This is a genomic window from Mesorhizobium sp. Ca11, assembly GCF_020165275.1.
GTDB lineage: Bacteria > Pseudomonadota > Alphaproteobacteria > Rhizobiales > Rhizobiaceae > Mesorhizobium.
The window spans coordinates 203282-227005 of the sequence record NZ_JAIUHU010000005.1 but is presented as its reverse complement, the minus strand read 5'-3'; the positions used below and the strand labels follow the sequence as shown (position 1 = coordinate 227005).

At 61.9% G+C, this 23724-nt stretch carries 21 protein-coding genes; 10 read left to right on the top strand and 11 right to left on the bottom strand.

What is annotated here, in order from left to right:
* Positions 1–25: 25 nt before the first annotated feature.
* The 3 genes from LB538_RS11400 to LB538_RS11390 are packed head-to-tail and all read right to left on the bottom strand — an operon-like array spanning position 26 to position 1965.
* Positions 26–1153, bottom strand: coding sequence for a WD40 repeat domain-containing protein (locus LB538_RS11400; protein WP_224523093.1), 1128 nt, complete (start codon positions 1151–1153; stop codon positions 26–28).
* 14 nt (positions 1154–1167) lie between these two features.
* Positions 1168–1476, bottom strand: a complete 309-nt coding sequence (locus LB538_RS11395) for a hypothetical protein (protein ID WP_224523091.1) — start codon at positions 1474–1476, stop codon at positions 1168–1170.
* 12 nt (positions 1477–1488) lie between these two features.
* A complete protein-coding gene (locus LB538_RS11390; protein WP_224523088.1) occupies positions 1489–1965 on the bottom strand; it encodes a hypothetical protein in 477 nt (158 codons plus the stop codon).
* 549 nt (positions 1966–2514) lie between these two features.
* On the opposite strand from LB538_RS11390, the gene LB538_RS11385 reads away from it, so the two are divergent.
* The 9 genes from LB538_RS11385 (at position 2515) to LB538_RS11345 (ending at position 12299) form a co-directional block, all read left to right on the top strand.
* Positions 2515–4188, top strand: coding sequence for an aromatic/alkene/methane monooxygenase hydroxylase/oxygenase subunit alpha (locus LB538_RS11385; RefSeq protein ID WP_224523079.1), 1674 nt, complete (start codon positions 2515–2517; stop codon positions 4186–4188).
* Positions 4189–4288: 100 nt separating this feature from the next.
* The gene (locus LB538_RS11380) at positions 4289–5347 is read left to right on the top strand and encodes an NADH:ubiquinone reductase (Na(+)-transporting) subunit F (RefSeq protein WP_224523078.1); all 1059 of its coding nucleotides are present in this window, start codon (positions 4289–4291) and stop codon (positions 5345–5347) included.
* A gap of 52 nt (positions 5348–5399) precedes the next feature.
* Positions 5400–6458, top strand: a complete 1059-nt coding sequence (locus LB538_RS11375) for an aromatic/alkene monooxygenase hydroxylase subunit beta (protein WP_224523075.1) — start codon at positions 5400–5402, stop codon at positions 6456–6458.
* A 17-nt stretch (positions 6459–6475) separates the two neighbouring features.
* Complete coding sequence (locus LB538_RS11370; RefSeq protein ID WP_112097527.1) at positions 6476–6844, top strand: MmoB/DmpM family protein; 369 nt, start codon at positions 6476–6478, stop codon at positions 6842–6844.
* A gap of 87 nt (positions 6845–6931) precedes the next feature.
* On the top strand, positions 6932–7954 hold the full coding sequence (locus tag LB538_RS11365; protein ID WP_224523074.1) for an amidohydrolase family protein: 1023 nt from the start codon (positions 6932–6934) through the stop codon (positions 7952–7954).
* A gap of 4 nt (positions 7955–7958) precedes the next feature.
* The gene (locus LB538_RS11360; protein WP_224523073.1) at positions 7959–8756 is read left to right on the top strand and encodes an iron-sulfur cluster assembly protein; all 798 of its coding nucleotides are present in this window, start codon (positions 7959–7961) and stop codon (positions 8754–8756) included.
* A 76-nt stretch (positions 8757–8832) separates the two neighbouring features.
* Positions 8833–10464, top strand: coding sequence for a molecular chaperone GroEL (locus LB538_RS11355; RefSeq protein WP_140839148.1), 1632 nt, complete (start codon positions 8833–8835; stop codon positions 10462–10464).
* Between the two features lie 29 nt (positions 10465–10493).
* Positions 10494–11537, top strand: coding sequence for an NAD(P)-dependent alcohol dehydrogenase (locus LB538_RS11350; protein ID WP_140535659.1), 1044 nt, complete (start codon positions 10494–10496; stop codon positions 11535–11537).
* A gap of 72 nt (positions 11538–11609) precedes the next feature.
* Positions 11610–12299 carry an MIP family channel protein gene (locus tag LB538_RS11345; protein ID WP_224523072.1) on the top strand — a complete coding sequence of 230 codons (690 nt, stop codon included), beginning with the start codon at positions 11610–11612 and terminating at the stop codon, positions 12297–12299.
* Between the two features lie 75 nt (positions 12300–12374).
* Here the strand turns inward: LB538_RS11345 and LB538_RS11340 are convergent, their stop codons facing one another.
* From LB538_RS11340 to LB538_RS11330, 3 genes are all read right to left on the bottom strand, one after another.
* Positions 12375–14423: a sigma-54-dependent Fis family transcriptional regulator gene (locus LB538_RS11340; RefSeq protein ID WP_224523071.1), complete on the bottom strand. Its 2049-nt coding sequence runs from the start codon at positions 14421–14423 to the stop codon at positions 12375–12377.
* 113 nt (positions 14424–14536) lie between these two features.
* Entirely contained in the window at positions 14537–15010 is a 474-nt protein-coding gene (locus LB538_RS11335; RefSeq protein WP_224523070.1) for a hypothetical protein, read from the bottom strand.
* A 238-nt stretch (positions 15011–15248) separates the two neighbouring features.
* Positions 15249–15455, bottom strand: coding sequence for a hypothetical protein (locus LB538_RS11330; RefSeq protein WP_140839140.1), 207 nt, complete (start codon positions 15453–15455; stop codon positions 15249–15251).
* Positions 15456–15806: 351 nt separating this feature from the next.
* Between LB538_RS11330 and LB538_RS11325 the strand changes: the two genes are divergently transcribed.
* Positions 15807–18395: an EAL domain-containing protein gene (locus tag LB538_RS11325; protein ID WP_224523069.1), complete on the top strand. Its 2589-nt coding sequence runs from the start codon at positions 15807–15809 to the stop codon at positions 18393–18395.
* Positions 18396–18562: 167 nt separating this feature from the next.
* On the opposite strand, the gene LB538_RS11320 is transcribed toward LB538_RS11325, so the two are convergent.
* From LB538_RS11320 to LB538_RS11300, 5 genes are all read right to left on the bottom strand, one after another.
* Positions 18563–19312, bottom strand: coding sequence for a glucose 1-dehydrogenase (locus tag LB538_RS11320; RefSeq protein WP_224523068.1), 750 nt, complete (start codon positions 19310–19312; stop codon positions 18563–18565).
* 89 nt (positions 19313–19401) lie between these two features.
* On the bottom strand, positions 19402–20406 hold the full coding sequence (locus LB538_RS11315) for a sugar-binding protein (RefSeq protein ID WP_224523067.1): 1005 nt from the start codon (positions 20404–20406) through the stop codon (positions 19402–19404).
* Between the two features lie 51 nt (positions 20407–20457).
* Complete coding sequence (locus LB538_RS11310) at positions 20458–21540, bottom strand: ABC transporter permease (protein WP_224523066.1); 1083 nt, start codon at positions 21538–21540, stop codon at positions 20458–20460.
* Between the two features lie 34 nt (positions 21541–21574).
* Complete coding sequence (locus tag LB538_RS11305) at positions 21575–22315, bottom strand: ATP-binding cassette domain-containing protein (RefSeq protein ID WP_140839132.1); 741 nt, start codon at positions 22313–22315, stop codon at positions 21575–21577.
* Between the two features lie 594 nt (positions 22316–22909).
* Complete coding sequence (locus LB538_RS11300; protein WP_224523065.1) at positions 22910–23722, bottom strand: NAD-dependent epimerase/dehydratase family protein; 813 nt, start codon at positions 23720–23722, stop codon at positions 22910–22912.
* Between the last annotated feature and the right edge of the window lie 2 nt (positions 23723–23724).

The following is a 23724-nucleotide window of genomic DNA, read 5'->3' as shown; positions in this document are numbered from 1 at the left end:
CCTGTCGCTTGCGGCCCGCATTGGCCTATTTGAACATCTGGGCGGGAAAGGTGATGATCGCGGCGGTACCGTCGACGGCGCCTAGCGCCAGGTGCCGTCCGTCGCCGGACCAAGCAAGCGCGGTCACCGCGCTGCCCAGGGGTCTGACGAGGAGTTCGTCCCGCGTTCCGATCTGGGCGACGGTGATCCGACCGTTGGCATAGCCGGCCGCAATCAGTTTCTTCTGCGGATGGGCGGCCACGGCCTCGACCGGAACCAACCCGGCGCGGCCCGTCTCCAGAGCGCCGGAGGTTTCGCCGTCAAGTGGCGGCGCGGTCATCGACCAGCCGGCAATCCGGAATGCGCCCGACGCAAACAGCGCGTCCCCCGGCGCGCTCCAGCATACCGTCCGGACTGACGATGGAAATCCCGCCACGATTGCAGTTCGGTCATCACTTGCGCTGACCAGAGCAAGGCCTCCGGTTTCGAGCCCACAGGCCAGCCAGGCGCCGTCGCCACTCCAGCAAATTGACATCGGGTGCGCTGAAAAGGCGAAATCGCGCATCGGGGTGGGCTCGCCTTCGACTATCCAGGTCGACAACCCGTGCTCCTGACCACAGGCAAGCCTCCTCCCGGCTGGTGAGAAGGCAAGCGCGTCCGTGGATGGTGGCGCGTCGCGTTGCAGCCTCACTGGCTCGATCCCGCCGCGCGCCAAAAAGATGTCCTGCCCGCTGCTGACGGCCACCATGCCCGTCCGAGGACTATAGTCGATTGCGACGGCAGGTCCGGCGATCTTGACCAGCGTCTCCATCACAGAGCCGTCCGCGTTCAGCCGGGCCACATCGCCGGCCGCCGTCCCGACGAGAAAGTCGGACCCAAGGTAGCTTGCGAGCGGAACATCGCCATCAGCCAGAACGGCGGTCGCTACCAGTGGCACCGGCGGCTTTTCCCTTGGGCGGATCGTCGTTTGGCCGAGATCGCCGCTCACCCTGATCCGCTGCTCCGGCGGTTCCTGGTCCGCGACTGCCGCTATGGCAACCGTTCCGTCGATGCACGTGAAGGCGACGGTCGAGCCATCGGCGCTGAAGCGCAGATCGGCGATCGCCGATGGACGGCACCAGCTTCTCGCCAGCAGGTCGAACAAGGTGAGGTTCTGTATCGCGTGCTGGTTCATGGCCACTCCCTTCGTCAGTTCACGGTCTTCGCCAGGCGACGGTCGACATCGTCAATATCACCTTCGGCGGCCGCGATACGTTCCTCGCACGCCGTGCATGCGTTCCTGAATGCCGCGGCACTCTCCTCGGCTTCATGCAAGTCCTGCACCAGTTGCGCGTTCGTGCCGCGTCTGCCGATCTCGAGTTCCAGGCGCAGCACATCCATCTCGACGCCGGCAAGTTTCTGGTTGAGACGCTGCGCCTCGGCGGTGAGCGCGCAGACGCTCGCGACGAGATCGAGGCGGCGGGCGAGCAGCGCGTCACGGCTTTCGATTTGCCCCATCGGACCCTCCTGTCACTTTTCGTTTCCAGGCACCGGACCTGGCGGTTGCTCGAATGCCGCCAGCAGCCCGGGCAGTGTGCCGGCCTGTGACTGGAACTGCTTTTCGGCCGTCTCGATGTGGCTCTTGAGCTGGTCCCAGATGTCGACGCGCATCATCGCAGTCGTGTCCCCGGTGAGGCGCTCGATTTCTTCGACGCGGAACTGGCGCGACAGCGAAACGCCGGAAAATACGAAGTCGCGCAGCAGGATGGCGTGGCTCTCGATGAACAGATGGATCATCGGATGCGTTTCGGCGGTGACGCCGCCGGCCGCAAGTTCGGCCCGGATGAAGCTCTGGAAGTGGCTCTGCAGGCGCAATTGGCTCTCGCCCATGAAGCGCATGACAAACACCAGATCACGGGGCATCAGCCTTACCAGATCGCCGGCAACGCCGTTGGACAGATCGGATGTTGGCGGCGGACGGCTCCGGTTGTCCCTGTCGTTCGGCATAGCCTCTCTCCTGCTGAGCCGCATGGGCCGTCACGTTGAAATAATAGAGAGACCAGAAGAATTGAATAGATGGCGTGTATTTTTCTGCATGCTGCAGGTGCTAAGTAAATATATTGCGATTGCGAATAGAAGAAAATCATTACAGCCGTAAGTTACAATTGTAAAATAACGTTACAGTTGATGGCGATCTCCGCCGTCGAAATGCGCGTGGGTTGTTCCCAGCGGCCGGATGCGCCCTTATTTCCAGACTGGCACGGCGCTTGCTTTGTCTATTTCCATAAGAAGCCCATCGCGCTCTCGTCGCGGTGCTAAAAGAACGAAGGAACGGAGGAAGCAGGTCCGCTTCGATACGCCATCGCAAGTGCGGTTGGCGTAGCGAGCCGCGCCAGACCCCTCACAAACCTTTGCCGCGATCCACTTGAACAGCCGGCCGTCGGTCGCGCCTGAATGCGCAACCCTTTGTCGTGCCGTTCGCACTCTCACTGGCGGCGCTGTTTGCCGTCTCACGCCCGGATCAAGGGATCCGCGGCTCAAACCTGGTGGAGGCTTATGACGATGTCGTCTTTGACGCTCAACAAGATTACCTCGCAACGCGGCATTTCCGTAGGCGAGGCGACGAAGAAGATTTCCGACCTCGGTTGGAACCCGACCTATGTCCAGGAAGCGATGACGTTTCCGACCGACTACAAGATCGCCAAGGCGCCGCGCGATCCGATGAAGCAGGTGCTGCGCTCTTACTTCCCCATGCAGGAGGAGAAGGACAACCGCGTCTATGGCGCGCTCGATGCCGCTCTTCGCGGCGACATGTTCCGCAATGTCGAGCCGCGCTGGGTGGAATGGATGAAGCTCTTCCTCGCCATCATTCCCTTCCCGGAAATCTCCGCCGCCCGTTCGATGGCGATGGTGGCGCGGCTGGCGCCGGGCGAGGATCTCAGGACCGGCTTCACCATGCAGATGGTCGACGAGTTCCGCCACTCCACGATCCAGATGAACCTGAAGAAGTGGTACATGGAGAACTACATCGATCCGGCGGGCTTCGACATCACCGAGGAAGCCTTCGGCAAGTGCTATGCGACGACCATCGGCCGCCAGTTCGGCGAAGGCTTCATCACCGGCGACACGATGACGGCCGCGTGCATGTACCTGACCGTCGTGGCCGAGACGGCGTTCACCAACACGCTCTTCGTCGCCATGCCCTCGGAGGCCGCCCGCAACGGCGATTACGCGCTGCCGACCGTGTTCCTTTCGGTGCAGTCCGACGAGAGCCGGCACATCGGCAACGGCCACTCGCTGCTGATGGCCGCGCTGAAGGAGCCTGAGAACCACCTGCTGCTCGAGCGCGACATGCGCTACGCCTTCTGGCAGAACCACGCTATCGTCGATGCCGCAATCGGCACCTTCATCGAATACGGCACCACCAATCGCGACAAGTCGAAGGAATCCTATGCGGAGATGTGGCACCGCTGGATCTACGAAGACTACTATCGCACCTACATGCTGCCGCTCGAGAAGTACGGCATCAAGATCCACCATGACGATATCCAGGCAGCCTGGGAGCGCATCACCAAGAAGAACTACGTCCACAAGGTCGGCCAGTTCTTCGCGGTTGGCTGGCCGGTGAACTTCTGGCGCATCGAGGCTCAGACCGACAAGGACTTCGAGTGGTTCGAGCACAAATATCCGGGCTGGTACGCCGAGTTCGGCGACTTCTGGAAATGGTATGCCAAGCTCAGCCACAAGGGCGAGAAGGTGCTCTTGTTCAACAGCGATGTCGGTTACGTCTATCCGCACCGCTGCTGGTCCTGCCTCGTGCCTTGCCTGATCCGCGAGGACATCGTGGTCGACGAGATCGACGGGCAGCTGCATACCTTCGCCCACGAGCTCGACCGCTGGACCGCTGTCGAAGCCTTTGCCGACGAGTATCAAGGCCGTCCGACGCCCGCGATGGGCCGCTTCAGCGGCAAGCGCGAGTGGGAGACGCTCTATGACGGCTGGGATCTCGCCGATGCGATCAAGGACCTCAACTTCGTCCGTTCCGACGGCAAGACGCTGATCCCGCAGCCGCATTTGCGCTTCGGCGCTGACGAGCAGTGGACGCTCGACGACGTGCGCGGCAACATCCTCGGATCGCCGCTCAAGGCGCTTCGCGGCATGTCGCCGGCCGATCGTGAAAAGCACCTGGCCGAGTATCGGGCCGGCTTCACGATCACGCCCTTCAACTGACCATACGAGCGCGGGGGCCGGGTTCCGACCCCCGCGACATTCCAGAGGAAGGCCATCTCCTGTCCTGCGGACGGGCCGGAGAGGAATTGGGAGGTTATCGATGACTGGTGCTCACACCGTGCGCCTGGAGCCGGTCGGCGTCGAGTTCGAGGTCGAAAACGGCGAGACGGTCCTGAACGCGGCATTCCGCCAAGGCATTGCGCTGCCGCATGGCTGCAAGGAAGGGCAATGCTCGGCCTGCAAATGCGTGCTGCTCGAAGGCGAGGTCGACATGCTGAAATACTCGACCTTCGCCCTCAACGACACGGAGAAGGATACCGGGCACATCCTGTTGTGCCGGTCCATCGCCTATTCCGACATGCATGTCGAGCTTCTCAACTACGACGAGGAGGTGCTGGCGAAATCAATCGCGGTGAAGACATTCAAAGGCCGGATCTCAAAATTCGAACATCTGACCCATGACATCCGCGGCATCGAGATCGAGCTCGGCTCGCCGATAAAATTCTGGGCTGGGCAATATGTCGACATCACGGTCACCACGCAAAAAGGGGAGACGATTACGCGCTCGTTCTCCATGGCAAATACGCCGGACCAAACCCAAAAACTTTCCTTCATCATCAAGAAATATCCCGAAGGAAAGTTCTCCGGAGAGCTTGATTCCGGAGGCATCCGCGTCGGAGCCGAAGTCACTGTCGCCGGACCCTATGGAACCTGCTTCCGGCGGGAGGAACGGCAAGGCCCCCTGATCCTGGTCGGCGCCGGCTCCGGCATGTCGCCGGTTTGGTCGATCCTCAACGATCACCTGAAGAGCGGCGAGAAGCGGGACGTGTTCTTCTTCTACGGCGCGCGGACCCCGACCGACCTGTTCTATCTTGACAGGATCGCCGAGCTTGCCGGCCGCCATCCGGAGCTGAACTTCATCCCGGTGCTGTCGCATGTGAATGGCGAGGCGTGGGACGGCGAGCGCGGCTTCGTCCACCAGAGCGTCGATGCCAAGCTCAAGCAACTGGCGGTCGACGGGCAGGGCGACGTCTACGCCTGCGGTCCGCCGCCAATGATCGATGCGCTGCAGCCGGTCCTGTTCATGAATGGCTTCGAGAGCGAACGCATCTTCTTCGACCGGTTCACCACGTCGTCCAGCGCCACCCCGGGCCATTGAGACGGCCCGGAGCCAGCGACACCAAAGCAACTGCAACAAGGGAGTGAAGACAATGGTAGCAACGTCGAGTTCAGTCGGATCGGGAGCCGCGGGAGCCGCGATCTTCGCCGATTCCGACAGCCGCAAATATCGGTATTTCGATCCGAAAGGCCAGCGCGCCACCCATTACGAGGATGTCACGGTCGACGTGCAGCCCGACCCCGAGCGCTACCTGATCCAGGACTGGATCATCTCCTTCTCGAACGGCAAGGGCGCCTACATCAAGGACAATACGGCTGCCAAGAGCTCGAACTGGCATGCCTTCCGGGCTCCCGACCAGGAGTGGGAGCGCACGCATTATCAGCGCCAGTCGAAAATCGAGACGATGGTGCAGAGCGTGATCACCAATGCCCGCCGCGCCGGCGCGCCGAAGACCTTCGACAAGGTGTGGGCCAAGCTCCTGCAGGCGCATCTCGGAGCGTGGAAACATGCCGAGTTCGGCCTAGGCACTTCGCTGATGCAGGCGCAGCGCTACGGCTACACGCAGATGATCAACAACGCCACGCTGACCAATTCGTCCTACAAGCTGAGGCTCGCCCAGGACATCACGCTCTATCTCGCTGAGATCGGCATGGACATCGCCGGCTGGGACGACGAACTCGGCAAGAAGCACTGGCTGGAGGACGGTGTCTGGCAGGGCACCCGCGAGGCGGTCGAAACCATCATGGGCACGACCGACTATCTGGAACAGTACTTCGCCATCAACATCGTGTTCGAACCGCTGGTCGGCGAACTGTTCCGCTCCGGCTTCCTGATGCAGGCCGCGGCCGCCAACCACGACTTCATCACACCGCCGGTGATCTCGGCGGCCGAAGCCGACTACGAGCGCAACCTCGCCAACACCATCGACCTGGCCTACCTGCTTGCCAATGACGAGAAGCATGGCGCGGCGAACAGGAAGCTCTTCCAGGGCTGGGTGAACAAGCACGGCGCGCTTGCCGACAAGGCAGCCACCGGCCTTCAGCCGATCTGGTCGATGCCGCATTCCAAGCCGATTTCCTTCACCGACGTTCGCGCCCAATCCGAGGAACGGATCGGCCAGATCCTCGGCGAACTCGGCCTCAAGCGCTGAACAGGGAGAAGACCAACATGTCAGTAGCAGCACGCGACGCCTCGCAGTCCAACATCTTCAAATCGATGAAGGACATCACCTTTGAGCAGACGATTTCGCACCAGTGCGGCGTCACCATGAACGACTCGGTCGAGGCGCGCGCCATCGCCGAATTCATGGGCAAGAAGCCGGGGGTTATCGTCACCTACCAGCCGGCCATGATCCGCATCGACGGCAATGGCAAGCTGATCTTCAAGATGGACGAAATCAGCGAATATCTCGGCCGCGACATGACCGCCGAGATCTTCGAGGTCAACACCTCCACCCACTACGGCCGCATGGTGCGCGTCGACGACAACACCGTGATCCTGTTCGGAAACATGGACGAGGTCTTCGAATACATCTGAGGAAGCCGGGCACCGGCGCGCCGCCCGATCGCGGCGCGCCCGCTCCATCAACAGGACGGCATCAACGCGACGATTGCGGAGGCAAGAATGTACAGGACACCTGAAGGCAAAGACATTTTCGTGGTCGATGGCCACACCCATTTCTGGGACGGCAGCCCGGAGAATCAGAGGAACATCCACGGCAAGCAGTTCATCGACTGCTTCTACGCCTATCATACGGGGCTGAGCCCGAAGGAGCAGCTTTGGGAGAAGGGCAAGTTCGAGAAATACAGCGCCGACGATCTCTATCGCGACCTGTTCATAGACGGTCCGGACGACGTGGCGATCGTCCAGTCGACCTATCTGAAGGATTTCTACAAGAACGGGTTCAACACGATCGAGCGCAACGCGGAGGTCGCCAAGCGCTACCCGGAGCGCTTCATCATCAATGGGTCCTTCGATCCGCGCGACGGCGAGAAGGCGCTGGAATACATTCACTTCATGAAGGAGACTTATGACGTCAAGGGCGTGAAGATGTACACCGCCGAGTGGAATGGCGCCTCCAAGGGCTGGAAGCTCACCGATCCCGATGCCTACAGGTGCTTCGAGCTCTGTGAAAAACTCGGCATCAAAAACATTCACGTCCACAAGGGCCCGACAATCATCCCGCTCAGCAAGGACGCGTTCGACGTGCATGACGTCGACCACGCAGCGACGGATTTCCAGGGCTTGAACTGGATCATCGAGCATTGCGGCCTGCCGCGCCTCGACGATTTCTGCTGGATCGCGACGCAGGAAACCAATGTCTATGGCGGCCTTGCCGTGGCGCTGCCCTTCATCCATTCGCGCCCGCGCTATTTCGGCGAGGTCATTGCCGAGCTGCTGTTCTGGATCGGGCCGGAAAAGATCCTGTTCGGCTCCGACTATGCGATCTGGACGCCGCGCTGGCTCGTCGAGAAATTCTGGGCGTATCAGATCCCCGAGGACATCGCCGCGGAACGCGGCGTGCAGCTGACCGACGAGATCAAGGAGAAGATCCTCGGGCTGAATGCCGCGCGCCTCTACGAGATCGACGTCGAAGCGAAGAAGAAGGCGCTCGCAAGTTCGCCCTTCAGCATCGCGGCGGAGTAGGGCCATGGCAACCGCCAGCGTTTCTGACAGCCGCGAGAAGGAACTCTGGCGGCGCCTTGGCGAGGTCAATGACCCGGAACTCGACGAACCGATCACCGAGATGGGTTTCGTCGAGCGCGCCGAGATGACGGGCGACGGCAGCGTGGAGGTCGATTTCCGCCTGCCGACCTACTGGTGCTCGCCCAACTTCGCTTTCCTCATGCTCGACGGCGTCCGCAAGGCGCTCGACCAGCTTTCCTGGTCGCCCGCCTATCGCGTGAAACTGCACGATCATATGTTCGCGGAGGAGGTCAATCGCGGCATCGAAGCCGGCAAGGCATTCGGCGACATATTCGCCGAGTTAGCCGCAGACGCGGATCTCGGCGCCGTGCGCGAAACCTTCAGGATGAAGGCATTCAAGCGCCGCCAGGAAGCGGTCCTGCGCGGTCTGCGCCAGCACGGCCTGACGGATGTCGAAATCCTCGGCATGGACCTGCCGTCATACGATGCCGCCAGCTTCGAGCCGGGCGAGGCGGCCATGCAGAAGCCACGGTACCGGGCAGCGCTGCTGCAGCGGTTTCCCGATCGCCGTATGGACGATCCCGTCTTCGTCACCTGGGAAGGGCGGCAAATTCCGCCTGCCGCGCTCAGTGCCCATCTCGCCGAGTTACGCGGCGTGCGTGTCAACATGGAGTTCAACGGTGCGCTTTGCCGTGGGCTCAAGCAGACAAGATACAAGGAACTGAGCGTGGTCGAAGGCGAGCCGACGCTGGTCGACTTCATCATGGATCGCGTGCCGGCGCGAAACGCGCCGGCCGTCTAAGCAGCGTCGAAAGCAACGGCCTCCCTCGCACGAGGCCCCCAACCAACAACCCGCCCGTAAGGCGGAAGGAGGAATCATGCCTAAAATTATGCTTCACAATTCCGAGGCCCGCCGGGCCCTTGCCCGTGGCGTCTTTAGGCTGGCGGCGGCAGTTGAACCGACGCTCGGTCCCAAAGGCATGAACGCCATGATCGACCGGCCGATCGGAACGCCGATGGTGACCCGCGACGGCGTCAGCATCGCTTCCGAGATCGAGCTGCATGACCGTTTCGAGAACATGGGCGCGCAGGTCGTCCGCGAGGTGTCGATGCAGACCAACGAGGTCGCCGGCGACGGCACGACGACCGCCATCGTGCTCGCCAACGCGCTGATCCAGGGCGGCATCGAGGCCAATGAGCGCGGCGCCAAATCAGTCGATCTCTGCAAGGGCATCAACCTTGCCGTGGCGGCGGTCGTGACGGCCCTCAAGGCATCGGCCAAGCCCGCCAAGGGCAATGGCGTCCTCGCCTCGGTTGCCAACATCGCCGCAACCGATGCCAAGCTTGGCGCGCTGGTGGCCCAAGCGCATGAGCGCGTCGGCGCGGAAGGTGTCATTACCACCGATTTCAGCGTGACCACCGAGACCACGCTGGACGTGGTCGAGGGCATGTCCTTCGACCGCGGCTACCTCTCGCATCACATGGTGACGGACCAGGAGAAGATGGAGGCCGTGCTCGAGCGGCCCTTCATCCTGATGACCGATCTCAAGATCAAGGAGCCCACGGCGCTCGAGACTGCGCGCCGTATCGCCGACGAGGCGGGGCGCCCGTTGCTGATCGTGTCCGAGGAAGTGTCGCCGGAAGTTGTGGTCACACTGCTCGGCAAGCAGGGGCCAGGCAAATACCTCGTCGTCCATCCGCCGGAGTATGGCCATTGGCGAAAGGCCATGATGGAGGACCTGGCGATCATCACCGGCGGTAGGGTGATAGCCCGCGACCTCGGCGGCCGGCTGGAGGACATCACAGTCGACGATCTTGGGACCGCTGACCGGGTGAAAACCAGCTCATCCTACACCTCGATCATTCGCGGCGGCGGCGACCATGACGCGATCGCGGCGCGCCGCGCCCAGGTGCAGCGGCAGTATGAGGCCGCGCCGCCGAACATCGAGCAGGACAAGCTGCGCGAGCGCCTGGCCAAGCTCTCCGGCGGTACCGCGATCCTCTATGCCGGCGGCGTCACGCCGGTCGAGCAGAAGCGGACCATCCAGCTGATCGAGGATTCGCTGAATGCGGTGCGCGCGGCGTCCGAGGAGGGCGTGGTTGCCGGTGGCGGCTCGGCGTTGGCCCAGATCGCGCCTCTGCTCGACAAGGTGGCGACCGGTGTCGACGGCGATGTCGCCGAAGGCGTGCGCCTGGTCCGGTCGGTGCTGACACGGCCGCTCTGGCGCATCGCCGCCAATGCCGGCGCCGATCCCGAAGCCGTGGTGGCCGAGGTGACGCGCATCAACGGCGGCTACGGCTATAACGCATCCGCCGGCAGCTACCAGAACATGTTCGAAGCCGGGATCATCGATCCTGTCCGCGTCACCTACACCGCGCTGGCCAATGCCGCCTCCGTGGCGACGCTGATCCTGACCACCGAGACACTCATCGGCGATCTTGCCGAGGATGAGGACCCGACGGCCGGGCCGGCGCTCGGCGGCGGCGCGGAAAAGCTTGGCCGCGCCTGAAACAATTCCGGACCTGAAAGGACACGACGATGAAAGCCGCAAGACTTTACGAATACGACCCGCACATGAACGTCAAGCTCAAGATCGAGGAGGTCAAGGCGCCGACGATCACGGCCCCGGACGAGGTCATCGTGCGGGTAGGTGCCGCCGGCCTCTGCCGCACCGACCTCCATATCATTGAAGGTGTGTGGAAACCGACCATGGACCCCGACGGCAGCCTTCTGCCTTACATCATGGGTCATGAGAACGCCGGCTGGGTCGAGGAGGTCGGCAGCGGCGTCAGATCGGTCAAGCGCGGCGATGCCGTGATCTGCCATCCGTTCCGCTCTTGCGGCATTTGCCTCAACTGCCGGCACGGCGAGGATATGTACTGCGACAATGGCCAGTTCCCTGGGCTGGGCATGAATGGCGGCTTCGCCGAATATTTCATCACTAGTGAACGTTCGCTGATCAAGCTCAATGCCAATGTCACGCCGATCGAAGTGGCGCCGCTGGCAGATGCCGGCATCACCGCTTATCGCGCCGCCAAACGAGCGGCGAAGCTTTTGCGGCCGGGGAGCTACTGCGTCCTGCTCGGCATCGGCGGGCTCGGACACATCGCGCTGCAGTCGCTGCATGCGATTTCAGGCTGCCGGATAATCGCCGTCGATCGTGAGCCTGCCGCGCGCGTGCTGGCCAAGGATCTCGGTGCCGACTTCGTCCTCGATGGCGGGCCGAACGTCGTCGAAGAAGTAAAGGCGATCACCGGCGGCGGCGCCCATGTGGTCATCGATTTCGTCGGCGAGCTTGGCGTGGAAAACATCTGCTGGAAGATGGTGCGCAAGGGCGGCCAGCTGTTCGTGGTAGGCTATGGCGGCGCCGTCAACGTGCCGACCGCGCATCTGGTCATCGAGGAAATCAACATCGGCGGCAGCCTGGTCGGCAATTTCACCGAGCTCGTCGAGCTGATGGAGCTCAACGCCGACGGCAAGGTCAAGATGCACTACACCGAATACAATCTCGCCAGCATCAACACCGCGCTCGATGACTTCAAGAACCGGCGCTTCACCGGCCGCGGCGTCATCGTTCCCTGAAAGCCTTGGGCCCGGATGGCGCGCGGAAAGCTGCGGTATCCGGTCCAGGCGTCACAATCCGGAGAGGAAAAAATGAACAAATACATCTGTGAATTCGTCGGAACCTTCGCGCTGGTCTTCTTCGGCTGCGCTACGGTTCTGTTCATGCGTTCCGAGGTCGGACTGCTCGGTGTTGCAATGGCCTTCGGCCTGTCGGTGATTGCGATGGCCTATTCGATCGGGCCGATTTCCGGCGCGCATCTTAACCCGGCGGTAAGCCTTGGCGTCTTTGTTTCCGGCCGGATGAAGTCCAACGATCTCGCCGGCTACGTGGTCGCGCAATGTCTGGGGGCGATCGCTGCCTCGGCGGTGCTCTACGTGATGGCGCAAGGCAAAGGCGGCGGCTATGACGTCGCGGCGAATGGTTTTGCCCAGAACGGCTGGTCGGCCTATTCGGCGACTTCGGCGTTCTTGTTCGAGGCAGTCGCCACATTCCTCTTTCTGCTCGTCATCTTGCGTGCCACCGCGGAGGACGGCGCGGGTGCTCTGGCCGGCCTGGCGATCGGTTTGACGCTGGTCATGATCCACCTCGCCGGCATTGCCGTGTCAGGGTCTTCGGTCAATCCGGCTCGCTCGCTAGGGCCCGCGTTGTTTGCCGGCGGAAGCGCGCTGTCGCAGCTCTGGCTCTATATCGTGGCGCCTTGCCTGGGCGCTGCCGCGGCCGGACTGGTGCTGCGCACCGGGATGATCGGCGCCGGCGAACCGGCACCGCAGCTCGCCTGATCGGCCGCTGCCTTTTTGTCGGTAAGATTCCCAAGCCCATGGCGGAACGCCATGGGTTTCTTTTTTACTGCGTGTTCAGACGAAGCCGCGCCGGATGCCATATTGCTCGAGCTTGCGGTAGAGCGTTGGCCTGGAAATGCCCAGCCGCTGCGCCACCCGGCTGAGATTGCCGCCCTCCGCGGTCAGCGCATTCTTCAACGCTTGGTGTTCCGCCTCGGCTAGCGTGCCAGCGGGCTCTTCGGGGGAGACTGCCGTGTTGCTGCCCGGCTGCGGCTCGGAACCGCCATCCGTGATTTCCTCGGGAAGGTCGTGCAGTCCGATACCACGGCCGCGCGCCAGGACGTGCAGCCGTCCGACGAGGTTCTTCAGCTCACGCACATTGCCCGGCCACCGATAGGCGAGCAATGCAGCGACAGCTTCCTGCGAGAATTCCAGCGGCTCGTCGCCTGATGCAGCGGCGATCTTCCGGTTGAAATGTTCGATCAGCAGCAGCACGTCCTCGCCGCGATCGCGCAGCGGCGGCACAGTGATCGAGACGGCGCCGATCCGATAATAGAGGTCGCGGCGGAAACGACCCGCAGCGACTTCCTGCTTGAGGTCTCGATTGGTCGAGGCGACGAGCCGGACGTCGACTGGCCGGCCTCGGTTGTCGCCGATACGGTGGACCACGCGCTCTTCAAGGACACGCAACAGAAACGGCTGGATCTCGAGCGGCATCTCGCCGATCTCGTCGAGGCTGAGCACGCCGCCATTGGCAAGCTCGAAGACACCCGGTTTGCCGTCGCGTGATGCGCCGGTGAAGGCGCCGGCGACATGGCCGAACAGCTCGCTGCCGAACAAGTCCTTTGTGATAGCGCCGCAATTCATCGCGATGAACGGGTCGTTGTCCGTACGCCGGCTGCCGGCATGGACGAGCCGCGCGAACAGCTCCTTGCCGACGCCGGTCTCGCCTTCGACCAGCAGCGAGGCGACGCTTTTCGATCGCGCGACGCGGCAGGCGACATCGACTGCGGCAAGCAGTGCCTCGCTCTCGCCGACTATCATTGCGGCTGCGTCTTGAAGATGCTTGTCCGCCTCCCGCTTGATCACGGTCGAAACTGTCGGCGCCGACGGGAACACCAGCGCAGCGCCGCGCAAGTCGCCATCGAGCTTGAGCGGTGTGATGTGGCAGGAACGCAGATGAGCCGGCAGAGCCCTGGCGATATCGGCCTCCGAACCGGACGACGGAAGGTTCATCAGCCAGCGGCCGCGACCCGCGTCTATCGGGCCGCTGGTCATTTCGGCGGCTTCGCCGTCGGGCAGGTTGTTTCGGTAGATCGCGCGCCCGCGATGATCGACGATCACCAGTCCATCTTTTCGGCGATAGCCGGGAGCCGAGGAAATGAAAGCTTCGAGCAGGCGTGTGCGCTGCTCCTGTTGCTGCTCTGCCAATGCTTTTTCGATCTGGCGGGCCGTGGCGGCGACAAGCGCGGTGTTGTGGGGTCGGAAGATCGGCGAGTAGCCTGACAAGTCGACGACCCCGACTATCTTGCCGTCCAGCGGATCGCGGATCGGCGCCCCGGCGCAGGTCCAGGACTTGATGCCGGCGCAGAAGTGCTCCGCCGCATGGACGAAAGTCGGTTCCCCGGTCCACAGCGCCGTGCCGATGCCGTTGGTCCCGACGGCGCCCTCATTCCATTTGCCGCCGATGGCCAGATGAATATCCATGCCGTCATGCAGGGTCTTCTTGTCGCCGATGGCATCGATCAGCACGCCGTCGCTGTCGGCAAGAACCAGCATCGCGCCGGTGCCCTCCAGCAACTGACCGATGGAAGCGAAGGATCGGCGCGCCGCCGAGAGCAGTTCGGCATTGGCCCGGGTCAGGTACTCGATTTCGTCGCGATCGCTGCTCAGCGGCGCTTCGATCCCCTGAGCGTTGATGCCGCCGGTGGCGCTGCGATACCAAGAGTCGTGAATGAGGGAGCGGACGTGGCTTGGGCGGATCGGATCGCGGACACATTTGGGCTCGTCCGCCAGAAAATCTTCCCAAGCGCGCATGGTGGCGCGCTCGTCATAGTCGATGCTGCCCAGAGCGATTTGATTGCTGGCCAACGACGCACGCGTCGGAAGAGCATCGATCTTCATCTGATTAGGTCCAGGATCGCGTTTCATTCAGTCATTACGGAACCTTCGAGGCATGCCAATGCTGTATGCTGTCTTGGATCGGACGTGCCGAAGCCGGTCCAATCGCTTACCGGTCAATTGATGCCTAGTTTCGCGCCGATGTCGGTGGCGAGCTGTTCTTCGGAGTAGGTGGCGGTGAGGCGACGCCCGTCCATTTCGGCAAGCTTCGCGGCGACGGCTTCGTCGACCGGCGCGAAGTAGCCGTTCTGCTTGGTGGCCAATACGAAAATGTGCTCGCCGCCGCGATCGCGGATATCGCCGATATGATGAAGCTGACGGCCTGTGTCTTGATCCTTCGAGATCACACGCCCATTGAGGCTGACATGCACGGACGGGTTGGCCTCGGCCACAGATCCGGTTGCGCCGCCAACGTGAAAGATAAGGCCTTGAGCTTTCGGTTTCTGACGTGGCTGTTTCGAAGCTGAATAACCGCCGGCGCTGAGCTGGTCGGCAAGGCGCACGATGGTTGAGCGGTTCTGCTCAATCAGCCTTTTGACTTGAGCATCCTCGCGCCGCGGGCCATCCCGCTTGGAGATGATCTCGACCATGAATCCTCCCAGATTCGTCGGCAGTGCCGGTATGGCAATTTTTCTTGCTTGCAGCGGACCTTACACTGCCACAGTCGAGTCCGCCATTCATATTAGCTAGTGCCGAAATGGATGTCGTTGGTAGCAGGTGGCTGCTACACCGGGGTATTCGTAGGTTGAGCAATGCCCGTGTCATGCCGCCTTGCTCTTCGATTCCGAGGGCTCGCTGTTGAATGCGTGTGCTGTTGCAGGAGACATTCTATTTCCCGTATCGCTGCTCCAGCGCTTCGGCAATATGCTCGCAAAGCAACTCCCCGGTGACGATGGTGACGTGGAGACGGATGCGTGCGCCCCGCGGATCGACCATCGTGACCACCGCGCCGCGGTCGGAGTATTCGAACGTGTCCAGAACCTTGTGAATGACAAAGTCAGCTACATTGGGTGCCGAGCCGGCGTGATTTTCCACGGCTTTCCTCCATCCCGAAATCAGCGGGTCCCTTTGGCAGCAGTCGCGTGCCTAGGCGGTCTCCTTCGACAGCTGCCCGATCGTTAAATATGTAGCGGATTACCTCAGCGTCCAGAAGAGTATTGACCCGCCATCCCTGTTGAGCGGCGAATATCTCTTTGTTCACAAGCGCAAAGGATAAGTGCCCCGGTCGTCATATCGTTGAAGCAGACAACGACGAAGTGCAGATTACGCTGAACGCCATCTTAAGTCAGCCTTAATACATTTCAGCGCGAGATTGGCGAGGCGCTTCCAATCAGTCCCGCTATTGGCGCCTGCGGGCGGGACTGACCTCATCAGGTCAGCGTTAACATGAAACGGTTCAAGGACATAAGTGTCGGCAGCAAGCTCACGCTGGGCTTTGGATTGGCACTGCTTTGCACCGTGACGGTCGGGGTATTTGGGGTCGCACAGCTGCGGTCGCTCAATAAGGTCACGAGCGAGATCACCGGAGTTTGGTTGCCCCAGGTGCAGATCGTCGACGAGATGAAGCGCAACCTTGCGGAGCACCGGCTCTACGCGACGCTGCGCATGCGTGCCGAAAACTCTCAGCAAATCGCTGACATCGACAAGGAGATGGCGAGAGAGAGCGAAGAAATGCTCCAAGATCGGCGCGCCTACCGCAGGAGCGCCGGATCACCCGCCGAGCAGGAGCTGTTCGATCAATTCGTCAACCTCTGGACGGCGTATCAAGATTCTCTGTCGTCGATCATTCCACTTCTCGATACCGCGGAGCGAACGAAGGCAGCTAACGAGTTCGAGGCGGTGTCGCTCCCCACGATTGCGGCGGCGGCTCAGCGGCTGGATGGCCTCTTGGCACTCACCAATCAGCGCAGCAAGGCTGCCGCAGCCATGGCGGACCGCACCTACACCATCGCGCAGCGGCTCGTTTGGGCCGCGATCGCCTTTGCTGCCGTGTGCCTTGGCGTGCTTGTCGCCTGGATTCGCCATAATGTCAGCAAGCCGATCCTGGCCGTGAGCGAAGCGATGCACCGGTTGACGCGAGGGGAACACCGCTCGACGCTGGTTGCGCTCAGAAAGGATCGGCGCGACGAGGTCGGAATATTGTTCACGGCCTTTGCCGGCTACCGTGCCAGCCTGGAGCGCAGCATCGCCCTGGCTCGTGATGCCGAGTTGGAGCGGCAGAATCTGGCTGCCGCTGCCGCGAACATGCCTGTGGGCCTGTGTATGTTCGATGCCGGCCGACGGCTGGTTTTCTGCAATCAGGCCTATGCCGACTTCTATCGCCTGCCGGAGGCCCTGACCCACCCTGGTTCCCGGTGGGACGATTTGATGCGTTTCCGGATTGCGGCGGGACTTTATGTAGGCCACGACCCGGACAGATATCTGGAAGAGCTCTCGGCGACCATCGACCGCGCCGAGCGCGTCGTGAGCCTGGTGGAGCTCAGGGACGGGCGCACCATCGACCTCATTCATCAGCCGCTGCCGGGCGGCGGATGGCTCGCCACGCATCACGACGTGACCGACTTGCGGCGCAGCGAGGCTCGCATATCGCACATGGCTCGCCATGACGGGCTTACCGATCTTCCAAACCGGATATTGTTTCGCGAACGCGCCGAGGACGCCTTGGCCGAGATGGCTCGCAGAGATGGCAAGGTCGCCTTCCTTTGCCTCGATCTCGATCATTTCAAGACTGTCAACGACACGCTAGGGCATCCGGTCGGCGACGCCTTGCTCAAGGAGGTCGCCGCAAGGCTGAAGTCGATCGTGCGCGAGGACGACACTGTTGCCAGACTAGGTGGCGACGAGTTCGTGATCATTCAAAATGGGGTCGATCAGCCGGTCGAGGCCACCGCCCTTGCGCAACGCGTCATTGATGCGCTGAGCGCGCCTTATATCGCCGACGGCCATGGCGTCACCGTCAGCGCCAGCGTCGGCATCTCGATTGCGCCTGACGACGGCACAAACGCCGACCAGTTGCTCAAGAACGGCGACATGGCGCTCTATCGGGCAAAGGCGGAGGGTCGCAGAACATACAGGTTCTTCGAGCCGGACATGGATGCCCGCATGCAGGCGCGGCGGGTTCTCGAACTCGATCTGCGCGACGCGTTGGGACGGCAGCAGTTCGAGATCTACTACCAGCCGCTCCTCAATCTCGAAAGCGGCGAGGTCAGCTGTTTCGAGGCGCTGTTGCGCTGGCATCACCCGACGCGGGGTATCGTTTCGCCGTCCGAGTTCATCCCCTTGGCCGAAGAGATCGGCTTGATTGTTCCGATTGGGGAATGGGTGATCAAGCAAGCCTGTCTCGACGCAGCAAGCTGGCCCGAAGGCATCAGGGTTGCCGTCAACCTGTCGCCGACGCAGTTTCGCAATGCCCGCTTGCTCTCGACGATTGTCGCAGCGTTGGATGCCTCGGGATTGCTCGCGAGCCGTCTCGAGCTTGAAATCACCGAGACCGTGCTGCTGGCCAACACCCAGGCCACTCTCGCGATGCTGCAACAGATCCACTTGCTGGGTGTCCATATCGCGATGGACGACTTCGGGACCGGATATTCGAGTTTGAGCTATCTGCGCTCGTTTCCGTTCGACAAGATCAAGATTGACCAGTCCTTCGTAAAGGACGCCGAGGATATCGACAGCTCCGTCGCCATCATCCGGGCCGTCACCAGCCTTGGCAACAGCCTTGGGATGCAGACCACCGCCGAAGGGATAGAGACGGCCGAGCAACTGGAACGGGTGCGAAGAGAAGGCTGCACGGAAGCGCAAGGCTTCCTGTTCAGTCGGCCACTACCGGCTCGGGAGATCCCCGCGATGCTGGAGCGCACACGTTCCGTCGTGGCCGGCGACATCAGCGAGCTTGCGCCCGAAACGACAGGCGAGCGGAAGAAAGAACGGGTCTCCGCTGGCCGGCTTGGCAGGAGTGCGTCTGCCCGGGGTTGACTGAAGTCGGCAAGATGACCCGCGCAGAGAACAAACCTGCTCGCGGTACTTGCATAGCCAACGCACTGGCTCATATCGGCGGGTCCTAATGAACGCGCCGGCGCGGCCGTGAGGTCGAAGCCGACGGTGTCATCCGGAATAGGCTCTGACGGGCTGCGGTTCGCAGGTCAGAGGGAAACCGATAGTCCGCCGTCAACCGCCAGCACATGTCCATTGACGTAACCGGCAGCGTCAGAGGCGAGAAACACCACGGCTCCGCCGAGTTCCTCAGGCTTGGCCCAGCGGCCTGCAGGGGTTCGTGCCTCGACCCATTTGGTGAAAGCCTCGTCGTTGATAAGCGCAGTATTGAGCTCGGTGGCGAAATAGCCGGGGGCGATCGCGTTGATTGTTATGCCGTGACGGCCCATCTCGGCGGCGGCGGAGCGCGTCAGCCCATGCAGGCCGGCCTTTGCCGCCACATAGGCGTGAATGGTGGGACGGCCAAGGATCGCCGCAACCGATCCAGTGTTTATGATGCGCCCGAATTTGTTCGGCAGCATCAGACGCACTGCATCACGCATCATGCGAAAGCAGGCCGAAAGATTGACGGCAATCACATGGTCGAAATCCTCGTCCTCCCATTCGACCAAAGGCCTGCGATGCTGGATGCCGGCGTTGTTGATCAGGATATCGAGGCGGCTGTGGCGTTCGACGATTCCTTGGAGCGCCGCCCTTGAGACCGCCGCGTCGGCAACGTCGAACGGCAGGGCTTCGGCCCCGATGCTTTCCGCCGCCGTGGAGAGGGCGTTCGTGCCGCGGGCGTTGACGATTACCGTCGCACCGTTTTCCGCAAGTGCTTTGGCCATGGCAAAGCCGAGGCCGCGCGAAGCACCCGTGACCAATGCGACACGGCCCTTGAGCGAGAACAATTCCGACATTGAAGCCTCTGGAGCGAGATGAGAATGCTTCAATCTAGCCGCATCTCGCTTCAACGAACGGGCGGGAGTTACCTCCCGCCCAAAAAACCCTATTTGGCGACGCAGGTATCCGCCGTCTGCGGAGTGCAGACGTCGAGGCCGGTGTAGGTCGGGTCAGCCGGCGGAGCCTTGCCGTCCTTCATGTCCTTCAATGCCATCATCGTCTTGTAGCCCATTTCGAACGGCCGCTGGCCGACCTGGCCAAGGGAAAGACCTTCCTTCATCTGATCGATCTGGACGGGAAGCGTGTCGGCGACGACAAGGGCCAGGGCCTTCGAGGCGATCTTGTCCTTGTACGGGGCTACCGCAGCTCGGTTGGCATCTGGGATGAACTGCGGGAAGCCACCGGTTGGGATGAATGCGTCGAGGTTCGGGTTTTTCCCCATGATGTCCTCGAATTGCTGCACCGAAAGCGGGAAATCATCGTTGGTATAGAGCGGACAGCCTTCGATTTCGGTCCAGCCATTCTGGCCCGTCAGCCGATCCCCGGGCGAGGCTGCCGATTTGGTGCCCGAAAGCGTATCGCGAATGCCCTGCATGCGCTCGTTGTGGTTGGCCGCCGCCGCGCCGCCCGACTGGATACAGATCGTGCCGCCCTTGGGCTTAATCTGCATGGCAAGCTTGGCAAGGTTCACGCCGATCTCATAATTGTGGGTCCCGATATAGGCGGCGCGAAGATCCTTGTTCTCGGGCAGGAGGTCGGAATCCCAGGTGAGGACCGGGATGCCGGCTTCCTTGGCGGCCTGCAGCGCGACTGCCATCGCCGCGGCATTCGATGGCGACACGGCGATGCCGTCCACCTTCTTGGCAACGAGGTCCTGCACGATCTGTACCTGCTCGTCGCCGCCGCCATGCTCTCCGGGGCCAATATACATGCACTCCAGGGCCCCATTCGATTCGGCTTCGGCTTTCTTGCAGCCGTCGCGTGCCTGGTCGAAGAAAGGATTGTTCATGTTCTTCGGCACCAGGGCGAAGGTGTATTTCGCCTGGGCGCCGGAAACGGCGAGCACCATTGCGCCAAGCGCCACGGCCGCCGTCAACAGATGTTTTCTCATGGGACGTTCTCCTCCTTGGTGTGATCCCGCAGGCCTCCCGCCGGCGGGTTTCTAACGGCTTCGTTTGGGCATCAAGGCTGCCAGCGACGCTGCGAGCATCGATCTGCCGCCGGTTTGCATGCCCAAAAGAACCGCAAGAACGATGAAGGCGCCCACGAAGGCACCCTGCCAATTTGAATCGATGCCGGCCATCAGCAGTGCATTCCTGATCACCTCGAGGAAGGCCGAACCGATTATCGCGCCGAACGCCGTGCCGGCGCCGCCCATGAGGCTGGCTCCGCCGATGACTGTCGCGGCGATCACGCGCAGCTCATAACCTTGGCCCATGGCGTTGATGGCCGAGCCGTTGTAACCAAGCAGCAGCAGCGAGGCGAGCGAGGCGGTGAAAGCCGAGAAGACATAGGCCTGGAATTTGATCCAGTCGACCGGCACGCCGGTAAGCCGGGCGGCCTCCTCGTTACCACCGATGGCGAAGAGATGTCGGGCCCAGGCGGTGAAATTGAACACGAAGCCGACGATCAGGGCCAGAATCACCATAGTCCAAAACTGCGATGACAGTCCCGGTATCCAGTGGGGTGCCCAGTCCTGCGGCCCATGCAGCGGCCATCTCGCCTGACCGATCGCCTTCACGATCGGAGCATCGGGCCCGAACTGGTAGAGCATCTGGTTGGCCGAGAACACGACCGCCAGCGAACGCGCCACGGACAGCATCCCGAGGGTGACCACGAAGGACGGCATTCCGACATAAGCAACAAAGAACCCGTTGACCGCGCCGCAGGCCAGACCGGAGAAAAGGCCGATGGCGAAGGCGACGTACCAAGGATAGTGCCAGGTCAGGAACAGGCCGGCGACGATGGCCACCAGGCCCATGATCGAGCCGACCGACAGATCGATGCCACCGGTGATGATCACCACCGTCATGCCGAGCGCCATGAGGCCGAAAGGTGCGAAGTTGCGCGTGACGTTGGCGACGTTTTCGGAGGTGCCGAAGCTCGGCTCGATGGCTGTCATCAACATGACGAGAGCAATGAGCGCGATTGTCACCCAGAATGGCTGACTTGAAACCACACGCTGCAGCGCCGTCTTCTCCTTGGTCGGGATGAAGTCCGCCATGGCCGGGCGGCCGGTTTCCACGAGCGACTCCCTGACACTAACCGACTGCCGAGCACTATTCGCCACGGATGGCCCCCGTTATTAGTCCGGTGATTTCCTCGGGCGAGGTGTTGTCGACCTGCTTGTCGGCAACCTTCGAACCTCGCCTCAGCACGATGATACGGTCTGCGACGGCGAAAACGTCAGGCATGCGGTGGCTGATCAACATGACCCCGACCCCTTGCGCCTTGAGGCGTCGGATCAGTTCGAGCACTTCCGCCACCTGGCGTACGGAGATTGCGGCGGTCGGCTCGTCCATCAACACCAGCTTGGCGTTCGAAAGCCGGGTTCGTGCGATGGCTACCGCTTGGCGCTGCCCACCCGACATCTTCCTGACCAGGTCGCGCGGTCGGGTTTCCGATTTGAGTTCTTCGAACAGCGCTGCCGAGCGGTCGATCATCGCCTGCTTATTGAGCACCCTGATCGGCCAGAAGCCCTTCTTGATCTCACGGCCAAGAAAGACGTTCTGCGCGGCCGTTAGATTGTCGGCGAGCGCCAGGTCCTGATAGACGACTTCGATTCCTTTGGCACGCGCCTGGACGGGTTTGTGGAATTGACAAACCTCGCCGTCCACTACGATTTCGCCGTCGTTCGGCGGGAAGTTCCCGGCCACTGTCTTGACTATCGTCGACTTGCCGGCGCCGTTGTCCCCCATGAGACCCACGACTTCGCCCCGCTCTACCTGGAAGCTGACGTCGGTCAGGGCCTGAATGGCTCCAAAGTTCTTGGAAACATGGCGAACTTCAAGCACCGGCATCGCGGTCCTCCCCGGACAACATTGCCAACCTTGTCCCGGACTTATGCAAGACAGCTAATCAGCGAAACGCATTCAACACAATCATTATTAGATCAGGATTTTGGGGGGCGTTGGAGCAAGGGTGCGACTTGCGGCGCAATAGGATCTTTGATACCGCCGGCTCGACTCTGCTTTGTGCGCAACGAACGGACTCCGGGCGTGCACCGGCCAGCATGCCGTTGAGAATAGCGCAACCGATGGCAATCTTGGCTTTCGGGCGACAAGGCGCGGACTCGTAGACGTCGGCCGACGTGTCCCTTATAGCGCCGAAGACGAGCACGTCTTCAATCTGCTCGCCTTTTCTTATCTCGAAGGTCGAATGAGCAGTTTTACAACGGTTGCCTGTGTTTGGCGCCCAGCTTTGCGCCTGATGCCGGCCATTCAAGCAGAGCTTTTTGCCTTCGCCCGGAAGCGGGCATCGCAGGGTGAAAATGCCGGATGTCGTACGCCAGAGGCAGACGACGCGAAATCGAATCCGCCACCCTCAGTGCGCTTGGTTCGGCGCCTCCCTACTGGTGACGCGGAGACGGATGCGTGCGCCCTGCGGATCGACCCTCAGGACGGCTTGTCGTCAGGGTGGCCAAGCTCGCAGAACCAGCCTCCGAGATACTTCACCGACGGTTTGGTTGGATCGGGAACTGGTGTCTTCGCCTCGACGGCGGCACGAAATGGTTCGGCGCTGTCCTGCGGGATAAATCCCAGGTGATTGGCGCCGCTGTTGTCGACCATCTTCAGCTTGTTGTTGGAAATGCCGAACGAAATCGTGTGGCCGACGCGCGGCGCGGTCAGCGATGCCTCGACCAGGCGCACGCAGTCGGCGAAGGAGAGATACGACCACAGCATGCGGCGGTCGGCCGGCTCGGGGAAGGACGAGAAGATGCGCAGGCATACCGTCTCGATGCCGAACTTGTCCCAATAGAGCCGGCTGAGACTCTCGACAAAGTTTTTCGACACGCCGTAGAGGCTGTCGGGACGCACCGGCGCGTCGACGCCGATATGCGCCTCGACCTCGTGATAGCCGATAGCATGCACCGATGAGGCATAGATGACACGCTTGACGCCGTGTTTCCGCGCGCCTTCGTAAATGTGGTAGGAGCCCCGGATGCTGGAATCGAGGATGATCTGCCATTCGCATTCGAGCGGCGCGCCGCCGAAATGCACGATCGCGTCGCAGTCTTTGGTCGCCGCGATCGTGGCTTCCATGTCGGCGAGATCGAAAACCGCTTCCTCTTCGTGAGGCGCGAGATCGCCGAACGGGTGGCGCCCCGCCAGGCGAATCGTCTTGGCCAGCGGCACCAGCCCCTTGCGCAGCTCCGATCCAAGCCGGCCGGCGGCGCCGGTGATCAGGATACGTTCGTAATGCGGCATCG

What these genes read in the sequence shown, in the direction of transcription:
- LB538_RS11400 (WP_224523093.1), bottom strand. Translation starts at nt 1,153, where the DNA reads ATGAACCAGCACGCGATACAGAACCTCACCTTGTTCGACCTGCTGGCG.
- LB538_RS11395 (WP_224523091.1), bottom strand. Translation starts at nt 1,476, where the DNA reads ATGGGGCAAATCGAAAGCCGTGACGCGCTGCTCGCCCGCCGCCTCGAT.
- LB538_RS11390 (WP_224523088.1), bottom strand. Translation starts at nt 1,965, where the DNA reads ATGCCGAACGACAGGGACAACCGGAGCCGTCCGCCGCCAACATCCGAT.
- LB538_RS11385 (WP_224523079.1), top strand. Translation starts at nt 2,515, where the DNA reads ATGACGATGTCGTCTTTGACGCTCAACAAGATTACCTCGCAACGCGGC.
- LB538_RS11380 (WP_224523078.1), top strand. Translation starts at nt 4,289, where the DNA reads ATGACTGGTGCTCACACCGTGCGCCTGGAGCCGGTCGGCGTCGAGTTC.
- LB538_RS11375 (WP_224523075.1), top strand. Translation starts at nt 5,400, where the DNA reads ATGGTAGCAACGTCGAGTTCAGTCGGATCGGGAGCCGCGGGAGCCGCG.
- LB538_RS11370 (WP_112097527.1), top strand. Translation starts at nt 6,476, where the DNA reads ATGTCAGTAGCAGCACGCGACGCCTCGCAGTCCAACATCTTCAAATCG.
- LB538_RS11365 (WP_224523074.1), top strand. Translation starts at nt 6,932, where the DNA reads ATGTACAGGACACCTGAAGGCAAAGACATTTTCGTGGTCGATGGCCAC.
- LB538_RS11360 (WP_224523073.1), top strand. Translation starts at nt 7,959, where the DNA reads ATGGCAACCGCCAGCGTTTCTGACAGCCGCGAGAAGGAACTCTGGCGG.
- LB538_RS11355 (WP_140839148.1), top strand. Translation starts at nt 8,833, where the DNA reads ATGCCTAAAATTATGCTTCACAATTCCGAGGCCCGCCGGGCCCTTGCC.
- LB538_RS11350 (WP_140535659.1), top strand. Translation starts at nt 10,494, where the DNA reads ATGAAAGCCGCAAGACTTTACGAATACGACCCGCACATGAACGTCAAG.
- LB538_RS11345 (WP_224523072.1), top strand. Translation starts at nt 11,610, where the DNA reads ATGAACAAATACATCTGTGAATTCGTCGGAACCTTCGCGCTGGTCTTC.
- LB538_RS11340 (WP_224523071.1), bottom strand. Translation starts at nt 14,423, where the DNA reads ATGAAGATCGATGCTCTTCCGACGCGTGCGTCGTTGGCCAGCAATCAA.
- LB538_RS11335 (WP_224523070.1), bottom strand. Translation starts at nt 15,010, where the DNA reads ATGGTCGAGATCATCTCCAAGCGGGATGGCCCGCGGCGCGAGGATGCT.
- LB538_RS11325 (WP_224523069.1), top strand. Translation starts at nt 15,807, where the DNA reads ATGAAACGGTTCAAGGACATAAGTGTCGGCAGCAAGCTCACGCTGGGC.
- LB538_RS11320 (WP_224523068.1), bottom strand. Translation starts at nt 19,312, where the DNA reads ATGTCGGAATTGTTCTCGCTCAAGGGCCGTGTCGCATTGGTCACGGGT.
- LB538_RS11315 (WP_224523067.1), bottom strand. Translation starts at nt 20,406, where the DNA reads ATGAGAAAACATCTGTTGACGGCGGCCGTGGCGCTTGGCGCAATGGTG.
- LB538_RS11305 (WP_140839132.1), bottom strand. Translation starts at nt 22,315, where the DNA reads ATGCCGGTGCTTGAAGTTCGCCATGTTTCCAAGAACTTTGGAGCCATT.
- LB538_RS11300 (WP_224523065.1), bottom strand. Translation starts at nt 23,722, where the DNA reads ATGCCGCATTACGAACGTATCCTGATCACCGGCGCCGCCGGCCGGCTT.